Annotated in this window: 12 protein-coding genes; 6 read left to right on the top strand and 6 right to left on the bottom strand. The window is 51.9% G+C overall.

From position 1 onward, the window contains the following. Positions 1–69 precede the first annotated feature (69 nt). Both P2G88_RS00970 and P2G88_RS00975 read left to right on the top strand, forming a co-directional pair. Positions 70–1,707 carry a methyl-accepting chemotaxis protein gene (locus P2G88_RS00970; RefSeq protein WP_275793732.1) on the top strand — a complete coding sequence of 546 codons (1,638 nt, stop codon included), beginning with the start codon at positions 70–72 and terminating at the stop codon, positions 1,705–1,707. 100 nt (positions 1,708–1,807) lie between these two features. Continuing rightward, positions 1,808–2,146 carry a hypothetical protein gene (locus P2G88_RS00975; protein WP_275793733.1) on the top strand — a complete coding sequence of 113 codons (339 nt, stop codon included), beginning with the start codon at positions 1,808–1,810 and terminating at the stop codon, positions 2,144–2,146. Between the two features lie 35 nt (positions 2,147–2,181). Here the strand turns inward: P2G88_RS00975 and P2G88_RS00980 are convergent, their stop codons facing one another. The 6 genes from P2G88_RS00980 to P2G88_RS01005 all read right to left on the bottom strand — a co-directional run bounded on the left by P2G88_RS00980 (position 2,182) and on the right by P2G88_RS01005 (position 12,519). Then, positions 2,182–3,138, bottom strand: coding sequence for an alpha-E domain-containing protein (locus tag P2G88_RS00980; RefSeq protein ID WP_275793735.1), 957 nt, complete (start codon positions 3,136–3,138; stop codon positions 2,182–2,184). Position 3,139: 1 nt separating this feature from the next. Then, positions 3,140–4,594: a circularly permuted type 2 ATP-grasp protein gene (locus tag P2G88_RS00985; protein ID WP_275793736.1), complete on the bottom strand. Its 1,455-nt coding sequence runs from the start codon at positions 4,592–4,594 to the stop codon at positions 3,140–3,142. A 69-nt stretch (positions 4,595–4,663) separates the two neighbouring features. Continuing rightward, positions 4,664–5,542, bottom strand: a complete 879-nt coding sequence (locus P2G88_RS00990) for a transglutaminase family protein (protein WP_275793737.1) — start codon at positions 5,540–5,542, stop codon at positions 4,664–4,666. Next, positions 5,539–8,037, bottom strand: coding sequence for a circularly permuted type 2 ATP-grasp protein (locus tag P2G88_RS00995; RefSeq protein ID WP_275793738.1), 2,499 nt, complete (start codon positions 8,035–8,037; stop codon positions 5,539–5,541). Before P2G88_RS00995 ends, P2G88_RS00990 begins: the two co-directional genes overlap by 4 nt. Positions 8,038–8,044: 7 nt before the next feature. Continuing rightward, positions 8,045–11,344 (bottom strand): transglutaminase family protein, encoded by a 3,300-nt coding sequence (locus P2G88_RS01000; RefSeq protein WP_275793739.1) that lies wholly within the window; start codon positions 11,342–11,344, stop codon positions 8,045–8,047. A gap of 152 nt (positions 11,345–11,496) precedes the next feature. Then, a complete protein-coding gene (locus tag P2G88_RS01005; RefSeq protein WP_275793911.1) occupies positions 11,497–12,519 on the bottom strand; it encodes a serine/threonine dehydratase in 1,023 nt (340 codons plus the stop codon). A gap of 149 nt (positions 12,520–12,668) precedes the next feature. Between P2G88_RS01005 and P2G88_RS01010 the strand changes: the two genes are divergently transcribed. The 4 genes from P2G88_RS01010 (at position 12,669) to P2G88_RS01025 (ending at position 16,470) form a co-directional block, all read left to right on the top strand. Continuing rightward, a complete protein-coding gene (locus P2G88_RS01010) occupies positions 12,669–13,397 on the top strand; it encodes a hypothetical protein (RefSeq protein ID WP_275793740.1) in 729 nt (242 codons plus the stop codon). Between the two features lie 396 nt (positions 13,398–13,793). Beyond that, positions 13,794–14,471 carry a DUF642 domain-containing protein gene (locus tag P2G88_RS01015; protein ID WP_275793741.1) on the top strand — a complete coding sequence of 226 codons (678 nt, stop codon included), beginning with the start codon at positions 13,794–13,796 and terminating at the stop codon, positions 14,469–14,471. Between the two features lie 161 nt (positions 14,472–14,632). Next, the gene (locus P2G88_RS01020; protein ID WP_275793742.1) at positions 14,633–15,529 is read left to right on the top strand and encodes an aldo/keto reductase; all 897 of its coding nucleotides are present in this window, start codon (positions 14,633–14,635) and stop codon (positions 15,527–15,529) included. Positions 15,530–15,660: 131 nt separating this feature from the next. Continuing rightward, positions 15,661–16,470: a TIGR02285 family protein gene (locus P2G88_RS01025; RefSeq protein WP_275793743.1), complete on the top strand. Its 810-nt coding sequence runs from the start codon at positions 15,661–15,663 to the stop codon at positions 16,468–16,470. Positions 16,471–16,519 lie beyond the last annotated feature (49 nt).

Consider the following 16,519-nt stretch of genomic DNA (forward strand, 5'->3'; position numbering starts at 1 on the left):
GCAGAGCGGTTCGTTCGCCGCTACCCGGCGTTGATAAGTAATAACTTAATTGTATTTACAGGAGAAAGTATGTGGCGTAGCCAGCAACAAAAGAACCTGGATGCCCTGAATCGTTTGATCGAAGGCACCGAAGATGCAGCTTTACTTATGGATAAGGGGAATCGGATTCTGCAGGCCAACAGTGCCGCTGCCGAGTTGTTTGCAGTGCAACAGGAGCAGCTCAGCGGTCAGACTATTGGCCAGTTAACGCAGCCCTTTCATCCCTCAATTAGGGGCACAAAGTCGGCTGAACCGGATGTGCTCACCATCAAAAGTAATCACACCTCCGTTTCTGTTATCAGTTCTTTTGTGCGTCTGGGAGATGACCAATGGCAACTGGCTTTGTTAAAGCCATGGCAACCTGATCCGCAGCAACAACTGCTTGAGCAAGTCTTGTCAAAATCAGACCAGGGCCTGCTGCTGGTGGATGACAATCATGAGGTTGTTTTTATCAATGATATGGCAGCCAGTACCTTGGCTAAAGAGAAGATAAAGGTCGGCCAGGCGCTGCCCAAGTCGGCAATGATCAGTGCACTGTTCAACATGGGCGAGGGGGAGAGCCTCTCTGAGATTGAAAAGGGTTGGCCTCAGTTATCGGTCAGGCAACACTCGCTCAACTTTGACGGACGCGCTCTTACTTTGCTCAGTTTAACGCGACTCCATCAGGGACAAGACCGATCCGATGATGCTGAAATGCTAAGTCGCGTTGTCAGTAACACCAGTACGTCGGTGTTGATTACGGATGTGAATGGCTTGGTGGAATATGTGAATCCCGGCTTTGAAAGGTTGACCGGTTACACCCTGGCTGAGGTCAAGGGTCAAAAGCCGGGTAAGTTGCTGCAAGGACCCCATACCAATAAAGACACCGTTGCCCGTATTTCCAAGAAATTGAAACAGCGTGAGCCCTTCTATGAAGAGCTGCTTAACTATGACAGAAACGGCGTGCCTTACTGGATAGTGCTGGCGGTTAATCCCACCTTTGACAAACAGGGGCGGCATACCGGCTTTGTGGGAGTTAGTTCCGATATTCGCGACCTCAAGAAAGCCGTACTTGAACAGCTGAGTCAAAAAGAAGCCATCAGTGCGCAATCAGCCGTTATGGAATTTGATTTGGATGGCAATCTTCGCAGCTCCAACAATTATGCCCTTGAAAAACTGGGGTTACAGAGCAATGAGCAGTTTGCCAAATTAGTGGGTAAGCTTTTTGATCATTTGGATGAGAAAGACAAAGACAGGGTACGAAATGGCCAATCTGCGAAGCTGACCATAAAACTCAGTGGCGAAGCAGGGCGGCAAGCGGTATTCGAATGTGTGGCCCAACCGGTGAATGACTTTACCGGCAAAGCACAAAAGTTAGTGGTGTTTGGAAATGATGTCTCCAAGCGTAATCAAGTGATTGAAAACACCCATAATGCCATGTCTCAAGTGCTGGATAGAATTCAAAGCATTGTGACCACCATCAATTCGGTGTCTGACCAGACCAACTTGCTGGCCCTCAACGCAGCTATTGAAGCGGCACGTGCAGGTGAAGCCGGAAGAGGCTTTGCGGTTGTCGCCGACGAAGTGCGGACCTTGGCGCAAAGCTCCAATAAAGCAGCATCGGAAATTGGCCAGCTGATTGTGGAAACCAAATCCCATGTGGACGATCTGTCCAAGTTTTTGGGTTAGTTCAGCAAGTTGTGCACAGAAACCCCGGTACTCTTGCGGGGATTCTTTATTGCTTGGCGAATACAGCCTGGCAGCGGTTTGACAGTATCCCGAAAGCGATATGAACGCCTTCTCAACATTGCGCTTGGTTAAGAGTCTGCATACGCTGATTTGGGCACTATTTGCCGGCGCCATCATTGCTATTCCCTTCCTGGCTCTGGCCGAAAACTTTACTCTCGCCTGGGTGCTTATTGTTTTTGTGCTATTGGAAGTGCTGTTATTAGTGGCCAACCGTATGCGATGTCCACTCACTGAAATCGCTGCACGTTATACAGATGAAAGGCAGGATAATTTTGACATTTACCTGCCGCTTTGGCTGGCCCGCTATAACAAACATATCTTTGGCGGGTTATTTATTATCGGGCTGCTCCTTACCTGCTGGCTGTCGATGTCGAGCTGAATCTGCAAGCCTTTTCATAGTGCCTCCTTAGCCTTTCAGGCCGAGCTTTGCGATTGGCTCTGTGAATCGCCCTCATGCAAAAAATACTGTTCTGCCAACTGGCTGTGGATATCTGCTAAATCTATCTGTAACTCATCGATATAATCGTGCAGCACCTTGCCTTTGAGGCTGTCCACGTCCTGCTTCTGCAGTTCATTAATGCTGTGGTCGATTCTGTCCAGCATCAGGGCGTTATTAGGGGCATCTTGCATCAGGTACTTCAATTTACTCAGACAGAATGTGACTGAACGGGGGAAGGTGCGGCTTTTAAGCAAAAATTGCAGCACATCTTCCGGGCGAATCCGTACGCCCATTTCGCGGCGATACATCTGATAGGCGCTTAAAGACCGTAATACACTCATCCACTGAATGTTTTCAAAGGGCTTGGTGCTGGGCATATCCAGTAAATTGGCCGAGCGCACATCTAATATCCTCGAGGTCATATCGGCGCGCTCCAGCAAGGAACCAAAGCGGATAAAGTCATAACCCAGGTCATGGCTGATGGTGGCATCCAGGGTGCCGAATATCTCATGTACCGATTCGATCACTTTCTCCAAGAAGCCAAAGCGCCCGCGCTTACTTAAGGCATCGGCGGCATTCTCTTTAATATAGTAATTGAGGCTATTAACCGCTTCGAAAACCTGGCGTGGCATCACTTCACGTACGGTGCGGGTGTTTTCCCGGGCGTTACGCATGGAATTGAGAATGGAGGAGGGATTGCGCTCATCCACAGTCAGGAATTTGAGAATGGACTTTTCACTAAAGTCACCCCCTACCTGCAGATAGACCTCACGTACGCCGATGATATCAATCAGCGGCTCCCAACCGGCGGAGGCGCCTTTGGGCAAATCCATCAACAACAGGTTATTGACATTAATCAGTCTGGCCACATTTTCGGCGCGCTCAACATAACGGGCCAACCAATACAGGGTTTCTGCTACTCGGGATAACATCTTAGCGCTCCTCCTCGTCCACTATCCAGGTGTCTTTACTGCCCCCTCCCTGAGAGGAGTTTACCACCAGGCTGCCTTTGACCAGCGCCACCCGGGTTAAACCGCCGGTGGTGACATAGGTACTGTCACCAGAGGACAGGATAAAAGGCCGCAGATCCACATGTCGCCCTTCAACATCTTTACCATCCAATGTCGGCACAGTAGAGAGGCTTAAGGTGGGTTGGGCAATAAAGTTGCGGGGATCGGCTTTAATCCGCTCGATGCATTCCTTCTGCTCTTTTTTGGTGGATTTAGGGCCGATTAAAAGCCCGTAACCGCCCGATTCATTGGCCGGCTTGACCACCAGTTCGCTGATATGCTCCACCACATATTTAAAATCGTCGGGCTCGTAGCAGCGATAGGTGTGCACATTGGGAATCTTGGCGTCTTCATCCAGATAATACTTAATCATCTCAGGCACATAGGCATAGACCACCTTATCGTCTGCCACACCAGCGCCAGGCGCATTAACCAGGGCCACATTACCGGCACGCCAGGCGCGCAACAGACCCGCCACACCCAATTGTGAATCGGGATTAAAGGCTTCAGGATCCAGAAACAAATCGTCGATACGCCGGTAAATGACATCCACCCGGCGCAGGCCGGCGACGGTTTTCATATACACAATGTCATCATCGCCCACAACCAAATCCCGGCCTTCCACCAACTCACAACCCATTTCCTGGGCCAGATAGCAATGTTCAAAGTAGGCCGAGTTAAAGATACCCGGGGTGAGCACCACCACTTCGGGCGTATCGCCACTTCGTGGAGACATGGCACAGAGCATATCGAACAGTTGCGAGGGGTAATCGTTGACCGGCAGTACCTGAATCTGCTCGAAAATCTCCGGAAAGACCCGCTTCATCACCGAGCGGTTTTCCAGCATATAGGAGACGCCGGACGGTACCCTAAGATTGTCTTCCAGCACGTAGATAGTGCCGTCTTTGTCACGCACCAGATCTGAGCCGCAAATATGCGCCCAGATCCCTTTAGGCGGTGAGATCCCCACGCATTGGGGGCGGAAATTCACCGACTTACCCAGCAAATCGGCAGGGAACACGCCGTCTTTGATGATCTTCTGGTCGTGATAGAGGTCGTCAATAAACAAGTTAAGGGCTTCAACCCGTTGCTTTAGACCGGCTTCTACCTGTTGCCACTCTTTCTTGGCAATAATGCGCGGAATGATGTCGATGGGCCAGGCCCGGTCAATAGAACTGCCCTCGCCATACACGGTAAAGGTAATACCCATTTCCCTGATGGCATATTCTGCCACGGATCTGGCATTGCTCATTTCTTGAGGACTGAGATTGGACAGGTACTTTACCAATGCCTCACCATGGGGGCGGGGTAGTCCCTGTTCGTCAATCAGCTCATCGAAGAAGCCTTTGTTCTGATAATTTCGCCAGTCACTTGCCATGGGTATTTGTCCCTCATTGCCTGTTGATTTTATTTACCCTTATAAAAAAGATAGTCGTGAATCTCTCTATTAATCCAACCTGTTCATATCCACCGCCACCGCCAAAGTGTGGCTGCCGCCACCAAACATTACGCCCTTGAGGGGGGTGATATCGGCAAAATCTCTGCCGCTGGCCAAGGTGACATGCTGCGAGCCCGGTACCAGGTTGTTGGTTGGATCAAAATCCTGCCAGCCCAGCCCTGGCATATACACGGAAAACCAGGCATGGGTAGCGTCGGCGCCTTCCAGTTTAGGTTGCCCCGGGGGCGGCAAGGTTTCGATATAGCCACTCACATACCGAGCCGCCAAGCCCAGGCTGCGAATACAGGCCAGGGCAAAATGGGAGAAGTCCTGACAGACGCCACGCTTATGGGCAAAAACTTCACTGACTGGGGTATTGATGGTGGAGAAGCCGGCATCAAACTGAAATTCATTGAAAATCCGCGCCATTAGATCTTCACAGGCACCCAGCATCGGCCGACCCGGTGTAAAAGACTGCAAGGCATACTGCCGGATATCCTCATTGGCCTTTGTGAACTGCGTCGGTAAACAATACTCGGCTGCCAGTAGGGAGGAGGGGTCGAAGGGGGCACGCAAACGGTCACGTACGGCTTCCCAAGGCAGTTGTTGATCGAACAGACCTTGCTGCGGACGGGACAAGACTTCCACTTCGCTGATGGCCGTGACCACCATCTTGTCGTGCAGGGTGGGCACTTCAAAAACCGACACCTGGTTGCCGAAGTAATCGCGGTAATCGGTAAGATAATCCGGTGGTGGCTCGACGCTGATCTGACAACTGATGCAGCGCTGATACTCGTCTTGCTGAGGGATCAGCCGGGCCTGATTTTGCGACAGGCTGACCTTTTCCTGATACTGATAAGTGGTGGTATGTTTGATTCGGTATCTCATGCCGGCGCTCCCTGGCTCGACCAATCCAGTTTTTTGGCCTGCTTGGTGTGCGAGAAGTACTGCACTTGCAGAGTTTCCTGAAATTCTTCCAGATGCGCGCGCGCTGCTTGCAATAGCTTTTGCAAATGTGGCCGGTGTCCATCCACCACAGCTCCCAGTTGCTCCCGCTCATTCAGGCTGCAGTCGGTCTTCAAGCGCAGCAACGCTTTGTCGGTGGCGCTTAAAAAGCCGGGGCTGGTCTTGGCAGGCAAGCGCTTGCACAGGTCAATGAGTTGATTAATTTGAAAGGCCAGAGAGCGTGGATATTCGCCATCCAGTAGCAACAACTCCAGACCAGTATCCACACTTTGATACATGCGGTAGCGGCGTCTGTGGGTGATAGAACTGACATGGGTGGTTAGTACGGCTTCCAACAAGCCGTGCTGCTCGGCTTCGGGCAATTCCTCGGTGAGCAGGCTGGCGCAGATACTCACCAGTTGCATGCTGCGCTCTACACGACGACCAATGCCCAGCATAAACCAACCGTTACTATTAGACATGCTGTCTACCACGGAGCCATTGAAGGCCATGACCTGGCCGATAATCTTATCGAGGGTGGTTTGCAGCACGTGGGTGGCCACATTGCCGCTGCTTTTCTCCAGACGGCGCTTTTCGGTTTCCAGATTCTCAATAATGCGCAAGCTGTCATACGAGAGCAGTTCGCGCACTTGCATGGCACTGGACAACAGCGCACCCAGCACGCTGACCAGGGTACCGGGTAGTAGCTTATCGGTCATGGCACTTTGCACGGTTTTCTTGCATTGGGCACTCTGACTGGCCAAATTGTCTTTTTGCATGGGGTTGAAAGGATACAGCAGTGACTGGCGATCCAATCCTGCTTTCAGCCAGGCCACCGCACTATGGCTGCGGATATCCGGATACATAGCCAACTCGGTAAACCTGTCGATAAATAAACGCAGCAGGCGACAGGCGCTCTCACAGCGCTCCAGGTAGCAGCCGAGCCAGAACAGATTTTCAGCCGTGCGACTGGGAATTAAGCCTTCTACTAAGGCCAAATCGGCGGTTCGGCGACTGGCTTTAGGTAAGGAGAATGCCTGTTCTACGGGCTCTGCGGTCAGTACCCAGGTATCTTTAATCCACTGTGGGCTGCCGCCCACCATCGGATCTCTGGCCAGACACAAGGCCGAAGGTAAAATATGCACCACCCCGTTACGCCATAGTGCAAAGAAGCGATAAGTTACCGGCCGGTTTATCAATTGCTTCTTATGCCAGAACGGGGCTTGGCTAAGTTGGGGCTTTTGTATGAAGTACAGATCATCGGTGTTTTGCCTGATTGCCTGGGCGATGGCGTTGGCGATGGCTTCTTGATCCTTGTCGCCATCAAGCAGGAAACCCGGATCCACCTGGCTTCGCAATTCTTGGCCCGCCCAGCTGCCGTTAGCCATCTGGTTCGCCGCAGCGGTGGGCATTTGCGACAGGCGCAGTGGCTCACCTAACAGCCGGCGGCAGATGGCATCCATTTGATTGCGTACCGCCGGTGCGCGTAAAACGCCGCTGCCAAAAGGATTCAGCAGCCTCACTGAACCGCTGCGGATAGCTTGCAATAGGCCGGGTACACCCAGCATCGAGTAATCTGCCTGCTCCAGGGAATCGAGGTAGCGGTCTTCCACCCAGCGTAGCAGTACATCCACTTTACGCAGGCCATCCAGCGCTTTGAGCCACAGTTTGCCTTTGCGTACCGTAAGATCGGCACTTCGCACCAGGGTATAACCCATATAGGTGGCCAGATAAGCATGCTCGGAATAATGATGATCCTCTGATCCTGCAGTGAGGATCACTACCCTTGGATCGCGCAGCCCGGTGGAGGCTTCGTTAATGGCCTGTTGTACCTGCTGGAAGAACCCGGCAATGCGCTGTACGCCACATTCGGCAAACTCTTCACTCATCACCCGTCTGGCGATGATTCGGTTTTCAAGCAACATTCCCAGTCCTTTGGGGAACTGACAATGTTCATCCAACAGATGAAATTGGCCATTATCATCGCGGCCGATATCCAGTGCTACCATGCACAGCCCGCGCTGTTCCGGGGGCAAACTATAGCTTTCCCGTAAAAAAGAGGGGTGACGTAGCAATTGCCTGGTATTGATCAGTCCACAAGTCATCAAGGTGCGTTCACCACACAGATCTTTTAGCACCAGGTCCAACAGCTGCATGCGCTGCAATATTCCCTGCTGAATGCTGTGCCAGTCTTCTTCACCCAACAGTTGCGGCAGGGCATCCAATTGCCAGCGACGGTTGTCGCTGGACTCTACAAAGCCACTGTTTCGCAGCAGCCGGCGGATCTCTGTAGTGCGATTGTAAATGTCTTCGCCGTTTAAATGATAAAGGTGCTCAAACAGCGCCTGAGTCGGCTCAGAGAGAGTCTCGCCCGCAGGAAGTCCCTGCAGGTATTGAGCTATCCAATCAGGTTGAACACCGGTGTTGGGGATCTGCATACTGCGCTTAAGCTCCCGATGGACGACGTAAGTCCAGCGTATTGGGGTAATCGTTATTAACCGGCTCTTTAGGCGGTACTGAAACAAAGGTACTGCCGTTATGGCTCACTACCGCCCTGGAATATGCCACCGCAGATTCTTGCTGCATGGTGGGGGTGAGTTCGGGAGTATGACCATGGTCCCAAAAGCGTGCAATACGCCGACCTTCTGCCTCAAAAGCATTAACCGGCATGGACGCGAAGTTGCGCCCCCCGGGATGGCTGACATGGTAGGTAAAGCCGCCTATAGAGCGGTTTGACCAGGTGTCAAAGAGATCAAACACCAGGGGGGTATGTACGCCAACGGTGGGATGCAAGGCCGAAGGCGGATGCCAGGCGCGAAAACGTACACCAGCCACATATTCGCCTTTACGGGCAGAGCGATGCAGCGGCACCCGGCGACCGTTGCAGGTCACCAGATAGCGATTTTCCGGCATATTGGTGATCCGCAGTTGCACCCGTTCCAAGGACGAGTCCACATAACGTGCGGTGCCACTGCCGGTCGCTTCTTCCCCCAGCACATGCCAGGGTTCGATGGCTGTCCTGAGCTCAAGCTTGACTTGCCCGAGCTGGCGTTCACCACACAAAGGAAAACGAAAGGCAAAGAAGGGTTCAAACCAGTGGCTTTGAATGGCAAATCCGGCACTATGCAGATCCCGACACACCTCTTCCATGTCTTCACGCACGAAATGAGGCAGCATAAATTTATCATGCAACTCTGTGCCCCAGCGCACCAGTGGCTTGTGATAAGGGGTTTTCCAAAACCAGGCCAGCAGGGTGCGCAAAAGCAACATCTGCATCAGGCACATGCGGGCATGGGGTGGCATTTCGAAACCGCGGAATTCCACCAGACCCAGCCGGCCAGTGGGCGAATCCGGGGAATAGAGTTTATCGATGCAAAATTCGGCTCTGTGAGTATTACCGGTCAGGTCCACCAACAGATTTCGCAAAAGCCTGTCAACCAGCCAGGGTTGTGGCACTTCGCCGGCGGGCATGTGTGAGAAGGCGATTTCCAATTCATATAACAGCTCATCTCGTGCTTCATCCACCCGCGGCGCCTGGCTGGTGGGACCGATAAAGAGCCCTGAGAACAAATAGGATAAGCCGGGGTGGTGCTGCCAGTAAGTAATAAAACTGCGTAGCACGTCGGGGCGACGCAAAAACGGGCTGTCGGTCACAGTGGCACCACCCATGGTGACATGATTGCCACCACCGGTGCCGGTATGTCGACCATCTAGCATAAACTTGTCGGTACCCAGACGGCTTTCACGCGCCAGGGCATACAGCTGTTGCATATTGTCCACCAACTGTGACCAGCTTGTGGCCGGGTGGATATTGACCTCGATAACGCCGGGGTCCGGGGTGACCGCAAACTTGTCAATACGGCTGTCAAAGGGTGGGGTGTAGCCTTCCAGCACAAGTGGAATGGCCAAATCTTCAGCCACAGCCTCGGCGGCCTGCAGCACCAACATGTAGTGTTCAAAGTATTGCAGCGGTGGCATAAACAGATGAATGCGGCCATCGCGTTCTTCCACCGCCAGCGCCGTTTTGATCAGTTGCTGGCCCATACGGCCTTTTTGTGTTTTGGGTAAAGCAGAGAACTGTTCCGGAATCGCAAAGGGATCGCGCTCCGGCGGCATTTCCGTGCTTTCCAAACTGGACAGGGGTAAACGATAGCCAAGCGGTGAGTCACCGGGCATCAAAAAACAATGACCCCGCCGAAACTCCCAGACGCAGCTTTGCCAGCCATTAAAGCCAAAGTCCCATTGCAGGGGCAGGACAAACCCCACAGGCTTATCCAATCCGCGCTCAAGCTTGGCCAAAAGGCCCTTGCGGGTCATGGCTTGCAACAGCTCCGGCTGATTAGGTGACAGGGTTTCAGGTAGGGTGCCTTCCTGCCACAGATGATAAAGAGTGTCCTCGTAGGCGGGAATGACAGCTTTTGCCATCAGTCCCAGCTTTTCAGCCAGCTTATTGGCCAGGTTTTGCGCATCATCGACGCTGAATTCATAAGTCTTACTGACATCGGCAAGCAGGCTGGGATTGTGCCAAAGGGGTTTGCCGTCTTTGCGCCAATAGCAGGCATATTGCCAGCGTGGAAGAGGCTCACCGGGATACCATTTGCCCTGGCCGTAATGACGAATTCCTCCTTTGCCAAAGGCATCCTGCATCTTCAGAAACAGGCTATGAGCCAGGCGGCGTTTATCCTTGCCGTCGGCGGCAGTGTTCCATTGTTCACTTTCCATATCATCAATGGAGATAAATGTCGGCTCCCCACCCATGGTCAGGCGAATATCATGGCTTTGCAGTTCCTTGTCTACTTCATCGCCCAACGCCAGAATTTGTTGCCACTCCTCTTCCGCATAGGGTTTGGTGACTCTTGGGGTTTCTTTGATTCGGGTGACCTTGTTTTGATAGATCATCTGGGATTCGCACTCATCCAGTACCCCGGTTACCGGAGCGGCTGAGGCTGGCTCCGGTGTGCAGGCCAGTGGAATATGGCCCTCTCCGGCGAATAACCCTGAAGTGGGATCCAATCCAATCCAACCGGCCCCTGGCACATAGACTTCCGCCCAGGCATGCAGGTCGGTAAAGTCCTGCTCAGGCCCGCTGGGACCATCCAGTGACTTCTCATCGGCTGTTAATTGCACCAGATAGCCGGACACAAAACGTGCCGCCAATCCCAGATGGCGAAACAGTTGTACCAACAGCCAGGAGGAATCACGGCAGGAGCCTGAGCGTTTACTCAGGGTTTCATCTATTGTTTGCACCCCCGGTTCCAGGCGAATGCCGTACTCAATCATCTCCTGGATATGCTGATTAACCGAGACCAGAAAATCCACGGTAGGGGTGGGTTTTTGTGGCTTTACCCTTTCTATCAGGCTGCTGAAGGCGTCACTAGGATCTTCAGTTTCCAGATAAGGCGCCAGATCCTGCTTAACACGTTTCTCATAATCAAAGGGGACCTTCTCGGCGTAACTTTCCAGGAAAAAATCGAAGGGATTGATGACCGTCATCTCGGCGACCAGATCCACAGTAAACCAGAAAGAGGTGGTTTTCTCCGGGAACACCACGCGGGCCAGATAGTTGCCGAAGGGATCCTGCTGCCAATTGATAAAGTGCTCTTTGGGATGGATCTTTAGTGAATAGCTTTTTATTGGTGTGCGACTGTGAGGAGCCGGGCGCAGTCTGAATACGTGGGGACCCAGATTGATAGCCTTGTCATACTGATATTCCGTGTGGTGGCTGATGGCTACCTGAATCGTCATGGTCGCTCTCCAAGGCTTGCACGATGCCCATACTCACGATGGCACCGTATGAAATGTATTCAGCAATGACGATAGTGTGATGACTAAGCCTTTGCAAGTGAATAACTTATTGCAAGCTAGGACCTGGAAGTGGCCCCATAAGAGACGGAGAACTAAAGCATAGGCGGTTGCGTCAGGTAGTCTGTTTGCCAGATACGCTGCATCATCGCCTGATCAATATTGCCGCCTGAGAGGATCACCAGCACCCGTTTAGCGCTTTCCTGCTCGGCCAGATAACCGGCTACGGCCGCCATACTCATGGCACTGGTTGGCTCTACATGGATTTTCAACAGGTGCTGTAGCCATTGGGTCCAATAGGCGATTTGCACTTCATCCACCTCGTAAAAATCATCCAGTTGCTGAATAAATGGGAAAGTGAGCTCGCCCACGCAGGGAGTTGCCGCACCATCGGCCAGAGTTTGTGGCGTCTCAGTCAATTTCACTATCTTGCCTTCCCGTAGCGACACAGCGGCGTCATTGGCATTCAAAGGCTCGGCGCCAATCACTTTGGCGTTAGGGCATAAGCCGCGAACGGCCAGCAGGGTGCCTGATATCAGCCCACCGCCGCCCACCGGCGCAACAGCGGCATCCACTTCACCAATGTCTTGAATCGCTTCAAATGCCGCGGTGCCCTGACCGGCAATAATATGGGGGTGATTAAAGGGCGGTACCCACAACACGCCTGACCGGGTAGCGGCTTCCTTTACCGCCTCATCGGCCTGCTCGCGGGTGTCAAATTGCAGGATATCGGCGCCGTAGTATTCCGTGGCCGCAGCTTTGACTTTGGACACCGAGGTGGTAGTGAAAATTGTGGCTGGCAAACCAAATTCCTGACAGGCATAAGCAATGGCCTGAGCATGATTTCCTGAGCTATTGGCTACCACATGGGTCGGCATTTCGCCTTGCTCTGCGAGTGCGGCCAGCACATTGCTGGCGCCGCGCAATTTAAAGGCACCGGTGCGTTGCATGCACTCGGCCTTAAAGAATATACGATGACCTGCGCCTTCTATGCCTTCTGGCGTCAGCCAACTGTCGAGCAGACTGGAATTGAGAATCTGCGTGCGACTGACCAATGGCTTAATGCGCTCGGCGGCCAAAAGGACATCTTCAAAACGAGGCGAAGGGAAGTGTGACATGACATTAAGAATATAGTGGCGCTGGTGAATAGAACATATCACGTCGCCCCTTGGGCAGGAAGCGCCTGTGCTTGCTCAAAATCTGCTGGAATCGACGTCAAGTTACGTCAGAACAAACTACACTTAAGGCTTGGTAAAAGGAGATCACTATGCAATGTTTTGCTAAACAAGGTGCATTTTCCCGGTCGTCCGCTTATCCACCACCCCAGTTTCAAGAGCAGCATGCCAAAGTCCGGGCTGCCCTGTCTCGGGGGAAAGGCCAACAGGCAGCCCAATTCGAGTCTCCCCCAAAAATCAACGTTAGCCGCTTTGCTATGGCGCCGCCTGCCATTCAGCCATGGGCACCACAGATTCAGGATGGGGACAAAAGTACATCTGAAACCCTGGGCGATCAGGACCAAAGTGCCGACGTCAAAAAGTTGAACAAGACAGCCAGAGGCGTTTCCATCGAAGTGGACCCACAAGGCGCCTATTCCTCACCTGAGTACCCGGATGGTTTTCGCTGGACCCAGACCATTGTGACGAACACCAAACGCGGCGGCAGTATTTTGGCTACTCCTGTCAGCTATGTGGATCCGACCCCCAATGACGACAGCAAGCCTTTTTACTGGACAGATGCAGAGCATGCCACCCACTCAGGGGTGTTCAAAGACAGTCCTTCCAGAAATCCGCGCCCAGGTGGCACAGTGCATTGGGACGCCACACTCTCACTCAACGGCGTGAATGCTAAGGATTGCGATCGCTTCGACAGCATCAGCTATGGCTTTAGTGTTACCAGCGCTGGCGATGTGAGTAAACGTGGACCCTCCGCCCCGGCCAGTATTGCCGATCACCTGTCCACATTACGCAGTGCCTTCTCAGATTGGACCTTTAACTGACTGAGACTTCACTGCTCGTCAGACTCGGTAAAAGACTTATTTCCCAACCAAATGACATTTCAATCAGGGCCGCAGATGCGGTCCTTTTCTCACTGGGCTTAACTCGGCAAACAGACAAAAAATGTACGAGTTGTGGCAGAAACTGTCATAGCTAGTGCCCTAGCAATACCTGTACATTTGCGCCCTCGGTCTCAGATTCGGCCATAACAGCCCTGTCTGTGAACATAGCCAAAGATGCCAAGTTAACAGGCTTTTTGGGTACTGGCACAAGCAGACCGTTTCCGAATAGCGTCAATTGCACAACATCTCGGTTTATTCCTTGGTGAAAAACGTTAGGAAGTGCATGGCGCTGATTCGGTAGTTACCTTCGTTTTTTAATTTTGGAGCAATAAAACAATGAAGTCTGCTGTCATCGCCCTGCTTGCCTTAGGATGTGCTCTTCTGAGCTATTCTACCTCTGCCAACCTGATTATTAATGGTGGCTTTGAGGACAATAACGTCAAAACCAATACCTGGGCCTGGTTTACCGCCGATAAAGTACCTGGTTGGGAAGGCAGCAACATTGAAATCTGGGATACTTACCAGAAATTCCAAGCCTTTGATGGGACTCAGCATGCTGAGCTTAATGCCCATGGTGGTAACGGCACCTACAGCATTTTCCAGACCTTCGCCACTGAGATTGGCGGTTTATACGAGCTAAGCTTCGCCTATGCGGCCAGAAGCAAAATCTCTGAGTCGTTCAGAGTGGATTTGAGTTCAGGAAAAGATACTTTCTGGTCCCAAGTTTTTACCTACAAGCAGGTAAAAAGCTGGGCTACTTTCGATTACCAGTTTAAAGCCTTGAGTGCGTTTACCACTTTGCAATTCACTGCTTTAACCAAAGGTACTGTGGGTAATTTTCTGGATGCGGTATCCGTTTTTCAGATCAAACCACCAGTGACTCAACAAACCTCTTCTACAAATAGTGCTACAGCAGTTCCTGAGCCTTTCAGCCTGTCTGTATTTTTAATTGGTCTGATGGCGCTGGCTTTTGCCCTATTCAGGAATAACCCCCCGGCAGTTCGCTTTTCCTAAACATTCGCGAAATGTTTTAAAGGGCAGCTAACGACTGCCCTTTTTTATTGCTACATGAACCGTCTTTGTCTTCTTCGGTTAGCCAATGCAATCCTATGCAAATGGTACGTTGCTAAAGCCTTTGCTAGGATGCTGCCTATCAGAACAACAGAGTCGATCCCATGCAAAGAGTCGAATTAGTGCCAGGTGAGTTAAGCTTTTCCCGATTTATTCAGGGCTATTGGCGTTTACCTGATTGGCAGCTTAGCCCACAGCAGTTGGTGGCCTTTATCGAACAGGGGCTGGAACTCGGTATTACCACCACAGATCACGCCGATGTATACGGTGCTTTTACGGAAGAAAGGCTCTTTGGCCAAGCGTTAAAACTGGCCCCGCACCTTCGCGACAAAATTGAGGTCGTCAGCAAATGCAATATTCTGTTCCCCTGTGAACAGCAGCCCTCGGTGGCAGTAAAGCATTACAACTCTGATCGTGACTATATCGTTGCTGCTGCAGAACGCTCTTTGCGGGAAATGGGTATCGACACCCTGGATGTGCTGCTTATCCACCGCCCTGATCCATTGATGGATGCCGATGCAGTGGCCGACGCTTTCCAAAGTTTAAAGGCAGACGGCAAGGTAAGGCATTTCGGGGTATCTAACTTCAGCAATGCACAATTTTCTTTGTTGCAGTCTCGTCTTCCCTTTGAACTGGTCACCAATCAGCTGGAAATCAGTGCCACCAGCAGTCAATACTTGTTTGACGGTACCCTGGATTATCTGCAGCAACAGCGGGTGAAGCCTATGGCCTGGTCTTGCCTGGGCGGCGGCGATATTTTCCAGGCCTATGAGTTTAAAGAATTACGCGACTGTGCGGCTAAGATGGAAGACGCTATGGGAGCAAGCCTGGATCAAATTTTACTGGCCTTTGTGCTCGCTTTGCCCAGCCAGGCCATGCCGATCATCGGTAGTGGCAACATAGAGCGGATTCGCCGTCAGATTGGGGCTGCGGATATAAAACTGGATCGCCAGCAATGGTTTGCCTTACTGGAGGCGGCGCGGGGGATTCCGGTGCCTTAGTCATGTGCCTGGCTTATGTACCCGATGTTAATTAATTTCACTGTTGTTTCAGCAATGGATTTGCTACTAATTACTCATCAAACATGGCTGTATCGAAGATGAGATTTCCGGCAGTTATTTTTAGTATCTTTTTGAGTATCACAGTCAGTGCTCAGGAAATCCTATGGCTGAGGCCAGACTTCCCGCCTGCGACCTTTGTCCGCGGACCGTTGAAAGATCAGGGCTATAACGATTTAAGCCGGCAGTTTATTGTGAAGCGCTTGCCACATTACAAACACCTGTTGGTGGAAGCAGGCTACGAACGTATTGTGCTTTTTATGCGTGAGCACAACGCCTGTATGGTCGGTCTGTATAAATCGCCAGAGCGCGAGGTCGATCTGGTGTATTCAGTCCCAAGGATGCTGGTGTTGTCCAACGGACTGATTGTCAGAACCCGCGATCTGGAACATTTCTCCCCTTACATGAAAGACGACAGCATCGATCTTTTCGCCCTTTCCCGAGATCCGGCATTAATCGGTGGAGCCGCCGATGGCCGTTTATACAAAGGCAGTATTGACCAGGTTATCAAGCAACACCGCAGCGACCCCAATATGCTGATGCGAAGCGGCCAAGATGTATTTAAGGGCTTGTTGAAGATGCTGGATAAAGGCCGAATTGACTATACCTTCGGCTTTCCGGTTGAGCTGACTTTTCAGCAGCATAGCGGCGAATTGCAACAAAGCATGACGTACCTGGCCGTTGAGGGTATGCCGCCCGCTATTCCCAGCTACGTTGCCTGTAGTCGCAACAACTGGGGGCAGGAGGTGATTCAGCAAATTGACCAAATATTGTTGGCTAACCGTTCCAGCGACGAATTTTTGGGGTTTTACCAGAGTTGGTTGGATGAAAGCAGCAAGCGTTATCACCGCAAAGTTACCTTGGAAAATTTCGGCCTACACTAATGCTCAGGGTCCATGGTTTACACTTTGAGTTTATGTTGCCTGAAAGTGG

The organism is Aliiglaciecola sp. CAU 1673 (genome assembly GCF_029223185.1).
Taxonomy (GTDB): Bacteria; Pseudomonadota; Gammaproteobacteria; order Enterobacterales; family Alteromonadaceae; genus Bowmanella.